Origin of the sequence: Burkholderia sp. AU16482, assembly GCF_002223285.1 — a bacterium.
In the GTDB taxonomy this organism is placed as follows: domain Bacteria; phylum Pseudomonadota; class Gammaproteobacteria; order Burkholderiales; family Burkholderiaceae; genus Burkholderia; species Burkholderia semiarida.
The window spans coordinates 1194162-1211124 of sequence record NZ_NKEY01000006.1 but is presented as its reverse complement, the minus strand read 5'-3'; the positions used below and the strand labels follow the sequence as shown (position 1 = coordinate 1211124).

Here is a 16963-nt window from a genome sequence, read left to right as displayed (position 1 = left end):
TTGTGGATACCGGTACCGTCAAGTGGTTCAACGAAACCAAGGGCTTTGGTTTCATTTCCCCGGACAACGGCGGCGACGATCTGTTCGCCCATTTCTCGGAAATTCGCGGCACGGGCTTCAAGACCCTGGCCGAAGGCCAGAAGGTCAGCTTCGAAGTGAAGCGCGGCCCGAAGGGTCTGCAAGCGTCGAACATCACGCCGCAGTAAGCCGCATCGGCATCGGTTGCCCATCGGTGGCCGCTGCCGGATAGCGTATCGCGCGGGCGCCGCTCGACGGCAGCCTGTGCGTTCCGATGCGCACGACCGATGCATCGCGACATTCACGATGCATCGGTCGTGACGCCTCCCTCATCGCATGCCTGACCGCATGCGACGCAACGCCCTCGTGAAATGCATGCCGTTTCGCGAGCGCATCACCGCTTGAACGCATCAACCCGAGCAGACCGCCGCCATGCCGTAGCTGGCGCGGTCCCGACTTGCGCGGCGCCGCTGGCGCCGCAGCCACCGACCGCCCGAACGTCGCAACGCGCCGGGCACCGATCGCAAGACTGGCCCGAGGCCCGTCTGAACGAACCGATCCCGGCCGCTTGCCGGCCGCCGTCCCGTTTGCGGGAGTCGGCGCCGGGCAGTCGCCGCGGCCGCGGTCAATCACCTTGTCTGGAGGAATTGGTTTGGCAAAAGAAGAACTGCTGGAACTGGACGGAATCGTCGACGAAGTGCTGCCGGACAGCAAATACCGTGTCACGCTGGAAAACGGTGTCGTGGTCGGCGCGTACGCGTCGGGCCGCATGCGCAAGAACCACATCCGCATTCTCGCGGGCGATCGCGTGACGCTGGAACTGTCGGTGTACGACCTTACCAAGGGCCGCATCAACTTCCGGCACAAGGACGCGAATTCCCCGCGTCCGCCGCGAAGCGGCCAGCCGCGCCGCTAAGCGACCACGATCGGCGCGCGGCAGCGCGCACCGATCGTTCCCCGTCCGGCCTCGTGGCCGGACGAACCGGCTGAACGGCACATCGTGTGCCGTTCGTCGGTAGTCGGCGGCGCTGTCGCGCCGCGGCTTCTTCTGTTTCCCCGCCTTTACCGGCGCCGCGTGTGCCGAGCGCGCATGTCACGCGTCATGCCGACCGCTGTACGGCAACTGCCGCCACCGCCGCGCCCGTCAATTGAACCGCCGCGCCGGCGAACATCGCCACCCGCAGGCCGGTCGCGCCGCCGTGCATGGCGGCGAACGCCGTGCCGAGCACCGCGATCCCGAGCGTCGCGCCAGTCATTCGCGCGACGTTGACGAGCGCGCTGGCGGTGCCCGAGCGCGTCGCGTCGACGGCGCCGACCGCAACGGTCATCAACGGGCCCGTCGCGATTCCCATCCCCAGCCCCGTCAGCGCGAGGCCGATTTCTGCGCCGAACAGGCTCGACGCGTCCGCCGACGCGCCGATCGCGGCGAGCCCGCTTGCGATCACCGCGACACCGCTGGCCGTCGTCGCGCGCGTGCCGATGCGCTCGGAAAGCGGCCCCGACCACGGCGATACGACGACGAACACGAGCGCCATCGGCAACAGCGCGAGGCCCGCGCCGATCGAATCGAGGCGGCCGACGCTCTGCCACGTCAGCGGCAGCAGAAACAGCACACCGTACATTCCGAACGTCATGCCGGTGGTCGCGGCGATCGCGCCGCGAAACGCGCCGATCCGGAAAATATCGAGCGGTACCAGGGCGGCTTCGCCGTGGCGGCGCTCGATCGCCACGAACGCGACGAACGACGCAATCGCGATGCAGCCGGCGATCGCGCAGGCGGTCGGCGCTTCGCGGAACACGATCGCCGCATACGCGAGCGCGCCGAGCGCGAGGGCGCCCGCGACTTGCGCGGCGCCGTCGAAATGCCGGCCGTGCGGATCGGACGACTCGGGCACGGCCGGGATCGCGAGCAGCATCGCGGCGATGCTCAGCGGCACGACGACGAAAAAGATGCTGCGCCAGCCGAAGTGCCGGATCAACACGCCACCGAGCGTCGGGCCGATCGCCATCGCGACGCCATTGCATGCGGCCCAGATGCCGAGCGCTCGACCGCGTTCGACCGGGTCGCGCCACACGACGCGCACGATCGCAAGCGATGCCGGCAACAACAACGCGGCGCCGACGCCGGCCAGCGCGCGTGCGGCGATCAGCACCGACACCGACGGCGCCAGCGCGCACAGCAGCGACGCGATCGTGAAGATCGTCGTGCCGGCCATGAAGATGCGGCGGCGCCCGTACAGGTCGGCGAGCAGGCCACCCGTCAGCAGCAACACCGCGTACGTGAGGTTGTAGCTGTCGACGACCCACTGCAATGCGCCGACACCGGCATGGAAATAGGCGCCGATCGCGCGCGTCGCGAGATTGACGACGGCCGTATCGACCTGGGCGACGAGCACGGCGATGCATAGCGCGATCAGCGTCACGCCGCGGCGTTTGAGGGCGTGGTCGGCGAGTGCTGCGGTATCGGTCATGGCGGCGTTCCTCGGCAGGCGCTCGTGCAACTTTGAGCGCCGCCTGCTGCCAGCGTCATGTCAGCAGGCGAGGGCATCAGGCGGTGCAAGCGCCATGCCCGCACCTGCGCATGCGCTCAGGTCGCCACTCCGCGTTCGGGTCGCGAGTGCGTCAACGGCCTGCGTCGATCCTCATCCGGTCGCATACCGCGGCGAGCGCTTCATCGGCATGGTCGTTCGCGTACTTCGGCAAGATAATCGCCGAGCCCATCGGTTTTGATGAACAACGATGCGCGATTGCCGTCGGACGCGCAATCGTGCTTCAGCGAATGCGTCGATGTTCCCGAGCGTGACCGGCTCGATCGCGCGCGACGACTCCGTTGCGACGATTTCGCCGTACGCGGCCGATTGCATGCATGACACTGCGTACACCACCGGCGCCGATACCGATCGATTGCGTCACGCATCGCCATTGGCTTAAGATCGTCGCGAGATCATCCCACGCCTTCAGCGTCAATGAAAAAGAGCATAAGCCTGCGGGTCGCCGTCATCGCTTCCGCCGTTGCCGTGTACAGCGTCTACATGCACATCCAGCAGTTGATCAGCGGCTGCATGTGGGTCAGGGGCCATCAGCGCTGCAGTTTCGAAAACAGCACGAATTTCGAGGGCTGGATGGATCTGGACCTGATGATCACCTGTTGCTGGGTCGCCGCGGCGGTGGTCGGGTGGATCTCCGTTGCGCAGGGCGCGAAGAAGCCGGGTTAGCGACGTCATGCACGTGCTGCTCGATCGAGCAGGCACGACATCCCGCTCGACCGGATCGAATCTGTCAATTCGTGACAACGCGCATGGGCTCGCGAGCGAAGCCGGCGCGCTCGACGCATTCGGGCCCGAAACGAACGCCTGATTCCGCGGCCGTCGGGCGACATCGTGGCGATCTTCGGCGACAGGCGTCGCATCGTGCACTGCGCGAGGGGAGGTTCACGTGCAATTTCCGACAGGATCGGTGGTCGCGCTCAGCTCGGCCGCGGCGACGATGTTCTCGATGGGCATGCTGTTTCTCGGCTACTGGGGATTGCACGAAGCGCTGCCCTGGCGATTCGGCGACTTCGTCGTGATCGTGCCCGCGCTGGCGGGTTTCGCGTGCCTCGCCAGCGTGCCGTTTCTCGCAACATCGCCGATGAAAACGTCCGACGACGAGTCGCGAATGTTCGTCGCGCGACGCGTGTTTCTGTGCGGCGCGGGTGCGGTGTGGTGTGCGATCGTCGCGTCGCTGTTCGTGTGAGAACGGGGTGACGCGACGGCTCTCGGCACAGCCCGGCGAGCGCCTCCCGAAACGTCTTACGTGAGGCCGGAACGCAGGGTTTTCACGCCGCCATGACCGCGTTGCTTTCCCCCATTGCGTGCACTAGATTCGAAGCGTTCGTTTGTTTCAGAGCGCGAGGTGGAGCCATGACGCCGTGGGAGATTCAGGGCACCGAAATGATCAGTTGCAATTGCTCATACGGTTGCCCTTGCCAGTTCAATGCGCTGCCGACCAACGGCAACTGCGAAGCGATGGGCGCGATTTCGATCGACAGCGGACATTACGGCGACGTGGTGCTCGACGGCGTCAGGATCGCGGTGGTGTTCCAGTGGCCGGGCGCCGTTCACGAAGGCCACGGCAAGTGCCAGCCGGTCGTCGACGAGCGCGCCAGTCCGGCGCAGCGCGACGCCGTGTTGAAGATCATGACCGGTCAGGATACCGATCCATTCGCGACGATGTTTTCCGTGTATGCGTCGACGCTCGAGCACGCGTTCGAGCCGATCTTCACGAAGATCGATTTCGACGTCGATGTCGATGCGCGGCGCGGCCGGATTCACGTGGACGGCGTGTTCGACGCGGCGGGCGAACCCATCCGCAATCCGGTGACCGGTGACGAGCACCGCGTGCGGATCGACCTGCCGCACGGTTTCGAATACGAGCTGGCCGAGATCGGTTCGGGCACGGGGCGCTCGCAGGGCAACATCGCACTGAATCTCGACGGAACCTATGCGCAATTCGCGCGGCTGCATCTGAACAACCACGGACTGGTCCGGCATCGCGCCGCGGCATGACGCCGGTCGATACCTGGCTCGCGCGCGAGCGAGCCGTCACGCTGCTCGGCATGGCCGCGCTCGTCGGCCTGTGCTGGTTCTATCTGTGGACGGGTGCGGGAACCGGCATGTCGGCGCGGGAGATGACGGCCGTCGCGCTGTTTCCGCATCGGCTGGCGGACGACATGGGCAGCATGGATCCGTCGCTGCCGACCGTGATCGCGATGTGGTGGGTGATGATGATCGCGATGATGACGCCCGGCGCCGCGCCGCTCGTGATGCTGTACCGGCGCGTGCTGCGGCAGCACGGCGACGGGGCGGCGGGATCGACGTTCACGTCCGTGGCGCTGCTGGCCGGCTATCTGACGACGTGGCTGGCGTTCTCGATCGGCGCGGCGCTGCTGCAGGCGCTGCTGCAGCCGGCCGGGCTGATCTCCGCGATGATGCTGTGGTCGAAGAGCGCGCTCCTTTCCGCCATCGTGCTGGCGCTGGCCGGGCTCTATCAATTCTCGCCGCTGAAACGCGCGTGTCTGCGGCAATGCCGCGCGCCGGCTGCGTTCCTGGTCGCGCACTGGCGCCCGGGCGCTGCCGGCAGTTTCCTGCTGGGCGCGCGGCATGGTGCGGTTTGCGTGGGCTGCTGCTGGCTGCTGATGGCGCTGCTGTTCGTCGGCGGCGTGATGAACGTCGTGTGGATCGTCGCGTTGTCGCTGTTCGTGTTCGTGGAAAAGGTCCTGCCCGGCGGCGATCGTATCGGCCGTGTGCTGGGTGTCGTGCTGATCGCGTGGGCCGGTGTGACGTTGATCGTGTGAGGTGCGGCGCGTGCCTGCGGAAGAAGCATGTCGAGCCGGACGGGAGATGCTCGATGAAGATCTGCTTTCATGCTGTTGCCGTGTCGTGCGCGATGGCGATCGTTGTCATGCCGGCGCTCGCGGGCGGCGACATATCCGGCATGAACCCGCGCGACACGACCATGTCCGCGCCGGACACGAAGGTGACCGATGCGGAGGTGAAGCACATCGATGCCGCGCGACGGCTCGTGACGCTGAAGCACGGCGCGCTCGACAACCTCGGGATGCCGCCGATGACGATGACGTTCAAGGCCGGCGACGCGGCGATGATCCCGCCGCTGCATGTGGGCGACAAGGTCCGGGTTCGAGTGGAAAACGTCGACGGCACGCTGACGATCGTGAAGCTGGCGAGGCGGCAGTGACGAGGATGCGGCGCGTGCACGGAGCGACGCCGTCGGTTTTTCTCTGCACGTGCTACGTAACCGAGGGCCAGCGCGGCGCCGATTTCCGGCATGGTCGCCCGTGTCGTCGGTACCACACCGGCGACCGTGGTCAACGGTCGTGGGGCCGCCGCGGGCGGCGGGGCGGCCCGCGCTCGTTCATTTCCTGACGATATCGGCCCTTGCCGCGGGCCGTGCCAGCCCGCGCGCCGGCAGCGGCGTCGACATCACGATCGACGTGCGCGTTTCGCCGTACAGGTTGATGCGTTCGATCAACTGTTCGAGATGGGCCATGCTGACGGCGACGAACCGCATCACATACGAATCCGCGCCCGTCACGTGATGGCATTCGACGACTTCGGGAATCGTCTCCAGCAGCTTGAGGAACTTCGCTTTCGCCGGTTGCGGCACCGTAATGCCGATCAGCGCGCTCACCGGATAGCCGGCCGCGGACGGATTGATCCGGGCCGTGTAGCCTTCGACCACGCCGGCTGCTTCAAGACGCTTCACGCGCTCCGTCACCGCCGGCACCGACAGGTGAACCTGGCGCGCGAGCTCCGTATAGCTGATGCGCCCGTTGTCCTGCAACAGCGCCAGTATCTTCCAGTCCAGATCGTCCATCGCGGCGGGCGTTTTTAAGGTAGAGCTGCCATTTTTCCTTAAAAACCCCATTCAGCGAGGGCGGGACTTTCCCTACGATGCCTGTTCGATCCACCGAATGTCGCAAGGAGCAGGCGATGCTGTTCATCAAATCCGTCGTGATGGGGCTGTCGATCGCGGTGCCGGTCGGCCCGATCGGCATGCTGTGCATTCAGCGCAGCCTGAGCCGCGGTTTCCAGGCGGGATTCGCGACGGGCATCGGCGCCGCGTGCGCCGACGCGATTTACGGCCTGCTCGGCGCGCTGGGCGTCGCGGGCATCGTCACCGCATTTCCGATGCTGACCGTCGGCCTGAAAATCGGCGGCGGCGCGTTTCTCGTGTGGCTCGCGTGGACCATCGCGCGCCAGGCGCCGGCCGCACCGGCCGGGCCACGCGACTTGCCGCGAACGACCGTCCTGCGCGATTTCCTGACGACGTTCGGCCTCACGCTGTCGAACCCGATGACGATCGTGTCGTTCGTCGGGATCTTCGCGGCGCTCGGCCCGCTGCCGGGTGCACGGGAAGGCGCGATGTGGGCGACGGTGGCGTGGATGGTCGCCGGCGTGTTCGTCGGCTCGGCCACGTGGTGGCTGTGCCTGAGCAGCGCGACCGCCGCGCTGCGCACGAAGCTGTCGTTCGCGTTCATGCACGGGCTGTCGCGCGCGTCGGCGGCCGTCGTCGCGGTATTCGGCGCGATCCAGCTCGCCGCGGCCGTGCGCGGGCTGATCTAGTGTCCTGTTCCGTTGTTAACTGGTCTATCTTCGCGTAGCATGTTGACGTCAACGGAACGGGAGACGTCAGCATGGCGATGGGACGACCGAAGGCGGAACTGGTGCTGAGCGAAGACGAGCGTTCGCAACTGATGTCGATCGCGCGTTCTCGCTCGATTTCGGCTGCGCTGGTCTCGCGGGCGCGTATCGTGTTGGCGGCTGCGGACGGCGAGCCCAACAGCGCGATCGCGCAGCGCCTGCAACTCACGCGTGCCACGGTGGGCAAGTGGCGTCTGCGGTTTCTGGAGCAGCGAATCAACGGACTCTACGATGAAGTACGTCCCGGCAAGCCGCGTACCATCGACGACGAGCGGTTGGCCCAACTGATTCACAAGACCCTGCACACGAAGCCGGCAGATGGATCCACTCATTGGAGTGTGCGCACGATTGCCGCCGAAACCGCCATCTCGCCGACAAGCGTGCACCGTTACTTCAAACTGCTGGGCCTGCAGCCGCACCGAAGTGAAAGCTTCAAGCTCTCGACCGATCCGTTCTTCATCGAGAAACTGCGCGATGTGGTCGGCTTGTATCTGAGTCCACCGGAGAACGCGCTGGTGCTGTGCGTGGACGAGAAGAGTCAATGTCAGGCGCTCGAGCGTACACAACCCATGCTGCCGATGGGTTTCGGCTACGTCGAAGGCGTTACTCACGACTACGTCCGTCATGGCACCACGACGTTGTTTGCCGCCCTGAATGTCCTCAATGGCGCCGTGCTCGCTACCTGCAAGCCGCGCCATCGACATCAGGAATTCCTGTCGTTTCTGCGCGAAATCGACAAGGCCGTGCCAGCCGAACTCGACGTGCACTGCATCGTCGACAACTACGGCAGTCACAAGCATCCGAAGGTCAAGGCGTGGCTGGCGGCACGCCCCCGCTGGCATATGCATTTCATTCCCACCTACAGTTCGTGGCTCAACCAGGTCGAACGCTTCTTTGCGTTGATCACCGACAAGGCGATTCGTAGAGGCTCGTTCGGCTCGGTCAAACAACTGGTCAAGCGAATCGATCAATTCGTTTCCCACTACAACGAAAACTGCAAACCGTTCGTCTGGACCGCGTCAGCCGATTCCATCCTCGAAAAGCTGCATCGACTTTGCTCGCGAATCAGCGGAACAGGACACTAGGTGCACGGCGCGGCGCGGGGCGACCGGATCGCGTCACCCCTTGTGTGCTTGCCCGTTGATCGCCGGCTCAATTCGATCCGTGCGGATTCAAGTGCGCGTGCACGAAGCGCGCGATTTCCTGGCTCAACTCGATGTCCTCCGGCGCGCCCATGAACCCGCCGTGCGGCATACCCTCGAACACGTGCAGCTCGGTCGGCACCTGCGCGCGCCGCAACGCGCGATGCAGGCGCACGGCGTTCGACAGGAACAGGTCGCGCGTGCCGCTCTGGATGAAGGTCGGCGGGAAGCCGGCGGCGAAATCGCCGAAGAGCGGCGACAGGTACGGATGCGCGAGATCGGCGCCGTTCGCGTAGAGCAGGTTGTTCGCCATCAGCGGCGCCGGCAGCACGACATCGACGAGCCGGTTGGTCTCGAAGCTGTCGCCGGATTCGGTCAGGTCGGCTTCCGGCGACAGCAGCACGAGCGCGGCAGGCAGCGGCAAGCCTTCGTCGCGGGCACGCAGCACCATCGCGGCGGCGAGATTGCCGCCGGCGGAGCGGCCGCCGATGACGACGTTTTCCGGTGCGTGACGCGCCAGCACGTAAGCATAGACGGCGATGCAGTCGTCGAGCGCGGCCGGATACGGGTGTTCCGGCGGCATCCGGTAGTCGACGCCGTAGCAGCGGACGCCGAGCCGGTCGGCCTGCATCTGCGCGCCGGCGCGGCACGCGGCGCCGCCGCCGACGACCAGCGCGCCGCCATGCAGATCGATGTACGCGCAGGCGCCGGAAGCCGCGGCGTCGGGTGTCGCGACATGCACGTCCGCATCGCCGACGCGGATCGTCTCGACGCTCGAGCGCAAATAGCCGGCGAGCTGCTTGACCGCGGCCGCGTAATGCGCGTCGGCACCGGCCTTCACGCGCATCCATGCGTCGATGTCGTCCGGCGCCGGCATCACGTGCAACGCATTCAGCGGCACGCCGTCGTCGCCGGTCAGGCGTTGCAGCGCGGCGCGTGCTTCGTCGCTGATCGAGGTAGGAAAGGGCACGACACGGCTCGGCAGCACGACGCCGTCGGGTTTGTCTTTCATTGCTTGGATTCCGTTCGGTACGTCATGCGGCCGAAGGCCAGTGGCGCAGCATCACGTCGAGCGCATCGAGGCTGCGTGCCCACGACACGTCCGAATCCGGCGCGCTGTGCGAGAAGCCGCCGGCGCTTTCGAGCGTCACGTAGCCCATGAAGAAACCGCCGAGCAGGCGGATCGCATGCGCCTGTTCGCTATCGGGCAAGCCGTAGCTGCGCAGCACCGCCGCCGTCATCCTGACGAGTTGCCCGCCCGCGCTTGCGGTGGCGCGCCCGCCGCTCACCGGATGGCGCGCGGCCGCGAAGCGGCCCGGATGCGCACGTGCGTAGTCGCGATAGACGTTGGCGAGCGCGGCCAGCGCGTCCTTGCCGGTGCGGCCGGCCAGCGCGTCGGCGGCGCGCTCGGCCAGCTCCTGCAGCGCGAACAGCGCGATCCGGCTCTTGAGATCGTCGAAGCTCGCGACATGGGAATACAGGCTCGCCAGCTTGACGTCGAAATGCCGCGCGAGCGCTGCGCCGGTGAGTTGCTCGAAGCCGGTTTCATCGGCGAGCTGCGCGCCGGCTTCGACGAGCTTGTCCACGGTAATGCCGACGCGTGCCATGGCGAATGCTATGTGGGTTAGTCAAAAAACTAATTCTATTAGCTTTTGCCGCGCTGTCAATTTTCCGCGCGTGCCGGTGTGGTGCGTCGCGCCGCTGCGTGGGGCCGTCAGAACGTATAGCTGACCTTGCCGAACGCGGTGCGCCCGAGCGTGTTGTAGCCGTACGCGGTCATGTATTGCCGGTCGAACAGGTTCGACAGCGACGCCGACACCGTCAGGTGCGAATTGATCCGGTACGACGCTCTCAGGTTCACCGTCAGGTACGACGCCAGATACTGCCGGTTGGCCGGGTCGTCGAACGTCGAGCCGCCGTACAGCAGCGACGCGCCCGTGCTCAGCGCGTGCAGTTTCAGTTCGTCCCACGTGTGGTCGACGTTCAGGCTGACCGTCTGGCGCGGCCGGCGGCTGAGCCAGGTGTGGTTGGTCTCGTCCTGCGGATTCAGGATGCCGACCGCGACGCTCACCGGCGTCCAGCGGCCGATCGTTCCCTTGTACGACAGGTCGATGCCGCGAATGTGCGAACGGCCGATGTTCATCGGCGAGAAGGTCGCCGGGTTGTACGCGATCAGGTTGTTGACGCGCGTGTCGTAGATCGCCGCGGTGAACGTGCCGTACGCCGTGTTCGCGTCGAGCGCGGCCTCGACCGACGTGCTGCGTTCCGGGCTGAGATTCGGATTGCCGTAGCCGGGGTAGTACAGGTCGTTGAACGTCGGCAGGCGGAACGCGTTGCCGTACGACACGCGCGCCGTGTAGACCGGCGTGATCGCCCACGACAGCGCGGCGTTGCCGGTGTTCACTGCTTGCCCGGCGATGATCTCGTGACGGCCGGCGACGAACATCGTCACGTTGCCGAGCGTCGCCGACTGGTGCAGCGAGAACGCGGAATCGTTGCGCGTCGGCACGCCGCCGGGAATGTCGACCGGCAGGAACGCCTGTTCGCGCGTGAAGTCGTACGCGAGCTTCGATTCGCCCGACAGCGGCAGGCCGAACAGGTGGAACCCGTGCGCCTGATGGGTCAGCGACGTCGACGTGCTGATGCGCTGCGAATTGATCTGGTCCGTCGCGAGGGCCGTGTTGTCTGCGTAGATGAACTGGCGATCGTTCGCATAGCCGAACGACTGGTCGAACTGCGTATCGGGCGTGATGTCGAGATGGAATGCAACGCCGGTCGTCAACTGGTGATCGCGCTCGCGATTCGCGTAGCCGCTGTTGTCGAAGGACAGATCGGAGCGGTGGTACAGCGCGAACGTCGAGATCGACCAGTTGTCGCGCGCATAGCCGAGCCGCGCGTCGAGATCCTGCGCGTGATACGGATTGCGGCCATCTTCGTGGCCGTAGAAGAAGGGCCGCGTCGCATCGATGCCGGCCGTGTTGTAGTCGTGCAGCCCGAGCGAATAGGTGAGCCCGCCGAGCGCGGCCAGCGGCCCCGTCGACGGCACCGTGCCCGACGTGCGGAACTGCGTGTCGAACGTCTTGTTCGAACCGCCGCCGAACGACACGGTGGTCTGGTTCGGCTGGTTGGCGGCGCGGCGCGTGAAGAGCTGCACGACGCCGCCCATCGCGTTGTTGCCGAACGATGCGGCGGCCGGGCCGGAGATCACCTCGACGCGCTCGAACGCTTCGGTCGGCAGGTCGGCCCACGGCGCGATGCCGGTGGTCGGCGAGCCGATCCGGATGCCGTCGATGAACACCGCGACCTGGCTCGCCGACGAGCCGCGGATGCTGACCGACGCGGACGAGCCGGGCCCGCCGTTTTGCGAGACGGTCACGCCCGGCAGCGTCGCGAGCGCCTGCGTGATGCTCGGGTCGGCCGGCGACAGCCGGTCGAGATCCTCGCGCGTGAGCACCTGCGTCGACGCATAGCGCCGGTCGAACGATTCGGGCAGGTGCCGCGTGTCGGTCACGCTGATCGTGGGCAGGTCCGCGCCTGACGCCGGTGCCGCGGGCTGCGCAGGCGCCGTGTCGCTGGCCGCATGGGCGAGCGGGGAAAGCAGCGCGGTGGCGGCGGACGTGGCAAGCAGGTGACGAAGGTTCATGAGACAGCGGGACAAAGCGTGTGACGTGTACGGCGACCGTGAGCCGGGGGCCGGCAGGGGATGCATGCCGACGGCGTGTCGGGGCGGCGCTTCCGGCCGGGAAGCGGATTCGGGAACGATGGACATCTGACGGATCCTGAGGTCGGGTCGTCCATGCAACGGGCGGCCGCCAACGGCGGTGCTTGCACATCGGGACACCCCGCCCGGTGCGGCTGCTGGACCTCGGGTCGATGGCAGGTCTCCTGGCTCGCGGGTCGCCATCCGTGCGGGCCTTCCCGGTTTCCCAGTGGCATGCGGTGGCACGGATTCGCCGCTCACAGTTGCGGGGGCAGCCGCAGATTCGGGGCGTTGCCCCTGCTGCGTTCCCTTTTGATCCCATCCCTGGGAACCATCAGCGCGCAAGGGTAATGGCGCGCGGTCGGGCACGTCAATCGTCCGGGCGCGCGGATGCGAAAAAACGTCATTACCCGGTGTCGGCTTTCCGGATGCTTGCGTTCGAGGTGCCCGGGCGGCGTTTCAGGTCTGAAGAAATGGTCGGGTTCCAACGCATGCCGTCGCGCCCGGGCGGCGGCGATCGCGCGCGTATTCATGAAGACGCCTTCAGACCGACTTCGGGACGACGACGTAATCAGTCCGCGGCGCGAAACCTGGCGCGACGTGGAGGCGGGGCGGTGCGCGCATGACAGGATCTTCATGCGCGCCGTGACGCTCAGGCCGGTGCCGACACCAGCGCGCAGAAGTTCTCGAGATCGACGTTGCCGCCGCTGATCACCACGCCGACGCGCTTGCCCTGCAGCGCGTCCTTCATCCGTCGCACCGCGGCGAACGCCAGGCAGCCGGTCGGCTCGACGACGAGCTTCATGCGCGTGGCGAAGAAGCGCATGCAGTCGACCAGTTCCGCATCCGTCGCGGTCAGGATGTCGTCGACGTCGCGGCGCAGGATCGGGAACGTGAGGTTGCCGACGTGCTGCGTCTGCGCGCCGTCGGCGATCGTGCGCGGCGTGTCGATGTGCACGATCGTGCCGGACCGGAACGATTGCTGCGCGTCGTTGCCGGCTTCGGGCTCGACGCCGTACAGCTTCGCGTGCGGCGACAGCGCGCGCGTGGCGAGCGCGGTGCCCGACAGCAGCCCGCCGCCGCCGAGCGGCGTGAACACCGCGTCGAGCGGGCCGACTTCGTCGAACAGTTCCTTGGCCGCGGTGCCCTGGCCGGCGATCACGTCCGGGTGATCGTAGGGCGGAACCAGCGTGAGCCCGTGCTTTTCCGAGAGCTGGCGCCCGATCTGCTCGCGATCCTCGGTGTAGCGGTCGTAGGTCACGACGTTGCCGCCGTAGCCGCGCGTCGCGGCCATCTTCGCGGCCGGCGCGTCCTGCGGCATCACGATCGTCGCGGGAATGCCGAGGATGCGCGCCGACAGCGCGATCGCCTGCGCATGGTTGCCCGACGAGAACGCGACGACGCCGTGGCGGCGCTGTTCCGCGTCGAAGCGCGACAGCGCGTTGAACGCGCCGCGGAACTTGAACGCGCCCATGCGCTGCAGGTTCTCGCACTTGAAGAACACCTGCGCGCCGAGCGCGTCGTCGATCGTCCGCGACGTCATCACCGGCGTGCGGTGCGCATGGCCTTCGAGCCGGGCCGCGGCGGCGGCGACGTCGTCGTACGTGGGGAGAGTCGGAGAATTCATGGTCGCTCGGGGTCGAAAAAGTCAGTCAATTGGAATGCGGGGCGCGCCGCGTCACTTCGCATCGTTGTAGACGGTGGCGCGCGACACGCCGAGATGCTGCGACACGATTTCCATCGCGCGGCGCACCTCGAGGAAGCCGTCCGCCTTCAGCGTGTGCATCAGCTCGCGGCGCTGGTCGGTCTTCAGCTCGCGCGGCGTCGTCGCGAGGCGTGTCGCGAAGGCGTCGATGCGCTGCCGGATCGCGTCCGCGCCGGCCGGGTCGAGCGTTTCGACGACGGCTTCGCCGTCCGTGCGGCAGAACTGGCTCAGCATGCCCTGGAAGCCGCGGAACAGCGTGACGTCGGCATTCAGGCACAGCGCGGCCACGTAGCGCCCGGTCGAATCCTTGATGCCGATCGACGTGCTTTTCGCAGTGCGGCCGTCGGCGAAGCGGTTCGGATAGTTCGCGAGCACCTGCGGGAAATCGTCGTCGGCGATGCGCGCGAGGCCGAGTTCGGTCGCCGGGTCGCCGACCGCGCGCCCGGACAGGTTGTTGTGAATCGCGAGGATCGCGTGCTCGGGCGTGCGCAGGTCGTGCACGACGACCTCGGTGAACGGCGCGAACATCTCGCCGAGCCCTTCGGCGATGCGCTGCACCTGCTCGATCAGCGATGCCTGCTCCGACAGCAGCGGTTTGCGGTTCGTGCTCATGCGTGCTCCTGCGGGGCGGGCGCGTCCGTCGTCTCGGGGCGCGTGATGTCGGCCAGCAGCGGGCGCGCGATCCGGACGTAGTCGGCCGTGTCGAGCACGACCGAGCGGTCGAGGCGGCCCGCGTTGAACGCGATCTCGGCGTTGCGCTCGACCAGCGCCGGATCGACGACGAGCGTCACGTTCGCATCGAATACGAACGGCGGCACGGCGCCCATCACGCAGCGCGTGACGGCGGCCGCGAGGTCGGGCGAGGCGAGCGTCGCCTTGCGCCGGCCGACCGCATCGGCGACCTTGCGGAAGTCGATCTTCAGGTGGCCGGGAATCACCGCGAGCGCGGTGGCGTCGCCGCCGTCCTTGAACGTGCAGAGCATCGCCTTCGCGCCCTGTTCGGGGCGCGTGCCGCGCAGCGCGGCGATCGCGTCGGATTTGCCTTCCGCCGGATGCTCGAGCACGCGGAAACGCGCGCCGGCGGTAGTCAGCAGGTCGCAAAGCGTGTCGAAAACGGGAGAGTCGTTCATGGCGCTCCGGGAGGCAGGCAGAGGCGCAGACGCGCGTGAATCAAAGAATTGTCCAAGTATAGACGTTTTGTCGCAGCCATGACAAAGGGGAGAGCAGTCGTCGCTGTCCGGCCTTGCCCGCGCGGCCCGTTCTCCAGCAGCCGAAAGGAGATTTCATATCGCGGAATTCGCATCGGCTTCCCGCCGCGGCGTTTTACCGCCGCTTGAAACCGTGTTTTGCATCGCAAAAACGCGTGGCTATCTCATTGAAAAACAACAAAAATTTATATCTTATGTCTTATATAAGACTTGACCGAAATGTTGCCGGGCGGGATTACTATTGAGTCCATGCAGTTCGCTTCGTCACACGCGGCGGGCACGCTGAACTCTTTACTCAAATGCGCTTCGTTCCCAGGAGATAGACATGTCCCAATATCAAGACGACATCAAGGCAGTGGCTGGCTTGAAGGAAAACCACGGCAGCGCGTGGAACGCCATCAGCCCCGAGTATGCGGCCCGCATGCGTGCCCAGAACAAGTTCAAGACCGGCCTGGACATCGCGAAGTACACCGCGAAGATCATGCGCGCCGACATGGCCGCGTACGACGCCGATCCGTCCAAGTACACGCAGTCGCTGGGTTGCTGGCACGGCTTCATCGGCCAGCAGAAGATGATCTCGATCAAGAAGCACTTCAACAGCACCGAACGCCGCTACCTGTATCTGTCGGGCTGGATGGTCGCCGCGCTGCGCTCGGAGTTCGGCCCGCTGCCGGACCAGTCGATGCACGAAAAGACCTCGGTCAGCGCGCTGATCCGCGAGCTGTACACGTTCCTGCGCCAGGCCGACGCCCGTGAGCTGGGCGGCCTGTTCCGCGAGCTGGATGCGGCGAAGGACCCGGCTGCCAAGGCCGCGATCCAGGAAAAGATCGACAACCACGTCACGCACGTCGTGCCGATCATCGCCGACATCGACGCCGGCTTCGGCAACGCGGAGGCGACCTACCTGCTGGCCAAGCAGTTCATCGAAGCGGGTGCGTGCTGCATCCAGATCGAGAACCAGGTGTCGGACGAGAAGCAGTGCGGCCATCAGGACGGCAAGGTCACGGTGCCGCACGAGGACTTCCTCGCGAAGATCCGCGCGATTCGCTACGCGTTCCTGGAGCTGGGCGTGGACGACGGCATCATCGTCGCGCGTACCGATTCGCTGGGCGCCGGCCTGACCAAGCAGATCGCCGTGACGAACCAGCCGGGCGACCTGGGCGATCAATACAACTCGTTCCTCGACTGCGAGGAGCTGTCGGCCGATCAGCTGGGCAACGGTGACGTCGTCATCAAGCGCGACGGCAAGCTGCTGCGTCCGAAGCGCCTGCCGAGCAACCTGTTCCAGTTCCGCGCCGGCACGGGCGAAGCGCGTTGCGTGCTCGACTGCATCACGTCGCTGCAGAACGGCGCCGACCTGCTGTGGATCGAAACCGAAAAGCCGCATATCGCGCAGATCGGCGGCATGGTCAGCGAGATCCGCAAGGTGATCCCGAACGCGAAGCTGGTGTACAACAACAGCCCGTCGTTCAACTGGACGCTGAATTTCCGTCAGCAGGCCTACGACGCGATGAAGGCCGAAGGCAAGGACGTGTCGGCTTACGACCGTGCGCAACTGATGAGCGTCGAATACGACGACACCGAACTGGCCAAGCTCGCCGACGAGAAGATCCGTACGTTCCAGGCCGATGCATCGCGTGAAGCAGGCATCTTCCACCATCTGATCACGCTGCCGACGTACCACACGGCCGCGCTGTCGACCGACAACCTGGCCAAGGAATACTTCGGCGACCAGGGCATGCTCGGCTACGTGGCCGGCGTGCAGCGCAAGGAAATCCGTCAGGGCATCGCGTGCGTGAAGCACCAGAACATGTCCGGTTCGGACATCGGCGACGATCACAAGGAATACTTCAGCGGCGAAGCGGCGCTGAAGGCAGCGGGCAAGGACAACACGATGAACCAGTTCGCGTAATCGTCATATCCGCGGCAGAAAGCCAATCCGTGACGGGTTGGCTTTTTTTCATTCGACGCGTGGAGCGCGTGATTGC

19 protein-coding genes and 1 riboswitch are annotated in these 16963 nt (G+C 66.2%); of the genes, 10 read left to right on the top strand and 9 right to left on the bottom strand.

The annotated features are described in order from the left end of the window. The first annotated feature begins 2 nt into the window (after positions 1-2). Positions 3-206 carry a cold-shock protein gene (locus tag CFB35_RS22805; protein WP_006483056.1) on the top strand — a complete coding sequence of 68 codons (204 nt, stop codon included), beginning with the start codon at positions 3-5 and terminating at the stop codon, positions 204-206. Positions 207-670: 464 nt separating this feature from the next. Continuing rightward, the gene (gene infA / locus CFB35_RS22800; protein ID WP_006483034.1) at positions 671-934 is read left to right on the top strand and encodes a translation initiation factor IF-1; all 264 of its coding nucleotides are present in this window, start codon (positions 671-673) and stop codon (positions 932-934) included. A 184-nt stretch (positions 935-1118) separates the two neighbouring features. On the opposite strand, the gene CFB35_RS22795 is transcribed toward infA, so the two are convergent. Beyond that, positions 1119-2489 (bottom strand): MFS transporter, encoded by a 1371-nt coding sequence (locus tag CFB35_RS22795; protein ID WP_060009377.1) that lies wholly within the window; start codon positions 2487-2489, stop codon positions 1119-1121. 171 nt (positions 2490-2660) lie between these two features. Then, the gene (locus tag CFB35_RS35700) at positions 2661-2882 is read right to left on the bottom strand and encodes a hypothetical protein (RefSeq protein ID WP_143328753.1); all 222 of its coding nucleotides are present in this window, start codon (positions 2880-2882) and stop codon (positions 2661-2663) included. A 102-nt stretch (positions 2883-2984) separates the two neighbouring features. Here CFB35_RS35700 and CFB35_RS22790 point away from each other — a divergent pair, with 102 nt between their 5' ends. From CFB35_RS22790 to CFB35_RS22770, 5 genes are all read left to right on the top strand, one after another. Further along, on the top strand, positions 2985-3233 hold the full coding sequence (locus CFB35_RS22790; protein ID WP_059585077.1) for a hypothetical protein: 249 nt from the start codon (positions 2985-2987) through the stop codon (positions 3231-3233). A 220-nt stretch (positions 3234-3453) separates the two neighbouring features. Next, entirely contained in the window at positions 3454-3753 is a 300-nt protein-coding gene (locus CFB35_RS22785; RefSeq protein ID WP_059585078.1) for a hypothetical protein, read from the top strand. 167 nt (positions 3754-3920) lie between these two features. Then, positions 3921-4565 carry a DUF1326 domain-containing protein gene (locus tag CFB35_RS22780; RefSeq protein ID WP_059585079.1) on the top strand — a complete coding sequence of 215 codons (645 nt, stop codon included), beginning with the start codon at positions 3921-3923 and terminating at the stop codon, positions 4563-4565. Beyond that, positions 4562-5353, top strand: a complete 792-nt coding sequence (locus CFB35_RS22775; RefSeq protein WP_059585080.1) for a DUF2182 domain-containing protein — start codon at positions 4562-4564, stop codon at positions 5351-5353. Before CFB35_RS22780 ends, CFB35_RS22775 begins: the two co-directional genes overlap by 4 nt. Positions 5354-5406: 53 nt before the next feature. Further along, the gene (locus tag CFB35_RS22770) at positions 5407-5754 is read left to right on the top strand and encodes a copper-binding protein (RefSeq protein ID WP_059585081.1); all 348 of its coding nucleotides are present in this window, start codon (positions 5407-5409) and stop codon (positions 5752-5754) included. A gap of 177 nt (positions 5755-5931) precedes the next feature. Here CFB35_RS22770 and CFB35_RS22765 read toward each other — a convergent pair whose 3' ends face one another. After that, complete coding sequence (locus tag CFB35_RS22765) at positions 5932-6393, bottom strand: Lrp/AsnC family transcriptional regulator (protein WP_059585082.1); 462 nt, start codon at positions 6391-6393, stop codon at positions 5932-5934. 116 nt (positions 6394-6509) lie between these two features. Here CFB35_RS22765 and CFB35_RS22760 point away from each other — a divergent pair, with 116 nt between their 5' ends. Together CFB35_RS22760 and CFB35_RS22755 are read left to right on the top strand one after the other, a co-directional pair. Beyond that, on the top strand, positions 6510-7142 hold the full coding sequence (locus CFB35_RS22760) for a LysE family translocator (RefSeq protein ID WP_059585083.1): 633 nt from the start codon (positions 6510-6512) through the stop codon (positions 7140-7142). Between the two features lie 71 nt (positions 7143-7213). After that, the gene (locus CFB35_RS22755) at positions 7214-8305 is read left to right on the top strand and encodes an IS630 family transposase (protein WP_059625722.1); all 1092 of its coding nucleotides are present in this window, start codon (positions 7214-7216) and stop codon (positions 8303-8305) included. Positions 8306-8372: 67 nt separating this feature from the next. Here CFB35_RS22755 and CFB35_RS22750 read toward each other — a convergent pair whose 3' ends face one another. From CFB35_RS22750 to CFB35_RS22725, 6 genes are all read right to left on the bottom strand, one after another. Next, a complete protein-coding gene (locus CFB35_RS22750; protein WP_059574345.1) occupies positions 8373-9374 on the bottom strand; it encodes an alpha/beta hydrolase in 1002 nt (333 codons plus the stop codon). 22 nt (positions 9375-9396) lie between these two features. Further along, positions 9397-9969, bottom strand: coding sequence for a TetR/AcrR family transcriptional regulator (locus tag CFB35_RS22745; protein WP_059574346.1), 573 nt, complete (start codon positions 9967-9969; stop codon positions 9397-9399). 107 nt (positions 9970-10076) lie between these two features. After that, a complete protein-coding gene (locus CFB35_RS22740) occupies positions 10077-12005 on the bottom strand; it encodes a TonB-dependent receptor domain-containing protein (protein ID WP_059574347.1) in 1929 nt (642 codons plus the stop codon). Positions 12006-12219: 214 nt separating this feature from the next. After that, positions 12220-12413: riboswitch (cobalamin riboswitch) on the bottom strand. A 301-nt stretch (positions 12414-12714) separates the two neighbouring features. Further along, positions 12715-13689, bottom strand: coding sequence for a threo-3-hydroxy-L-aspartate ammonia-lyase (locus CFB35_RS22735; protein WP_059574348.1), 975 nt, complete (start codon positions 13687-13689; stop codon positions 12715-12717). Positions 13690-13740: 51 nt separating this feature from the next. Continuing rightward, positions 13741-14379, bottom strand: a complete 639-nt coding sequence (locus CFB35_RS22730) for a transcriptional regulator (protein WP_059574349.1) — start codon at positions 14377-14379, stop codon at positions 13741-13743. Further along, positions 14376-14897: a YbaK/prolyl-tRNA synthetase associated domain-containing protein gene (locus CFB35_RS22725; protein WP_059574350.1), complete on the bottom strand. Its 522-nt coding sequence runs from the start codon at positions 14895-14897 to the stop codon at positions 14376-14378. The genes CFB35_RS22730 and CFB35_RS22725 overlap by 4 nt, the downstream gene beginning before the upstream one ends. Before the next feature lie 403 nt (positions 14898-15300). Here CFB35_RS22725 and CFB35_RS22720 point away from each other — a divergent pair, with 403 nt between their 5' ends. Further along, positions 15301-16887: an isocitrate lyase gene (locus tag CFB35_RS22720; protein WP_059574351.1), complete on the top strand. Its 1587-nt coding sequence runs from the start codon at positions 15301-15303 to the stop codon at positions 16885-16887. Positions 16888-16963: the final 76 nt, after the last annotated feature.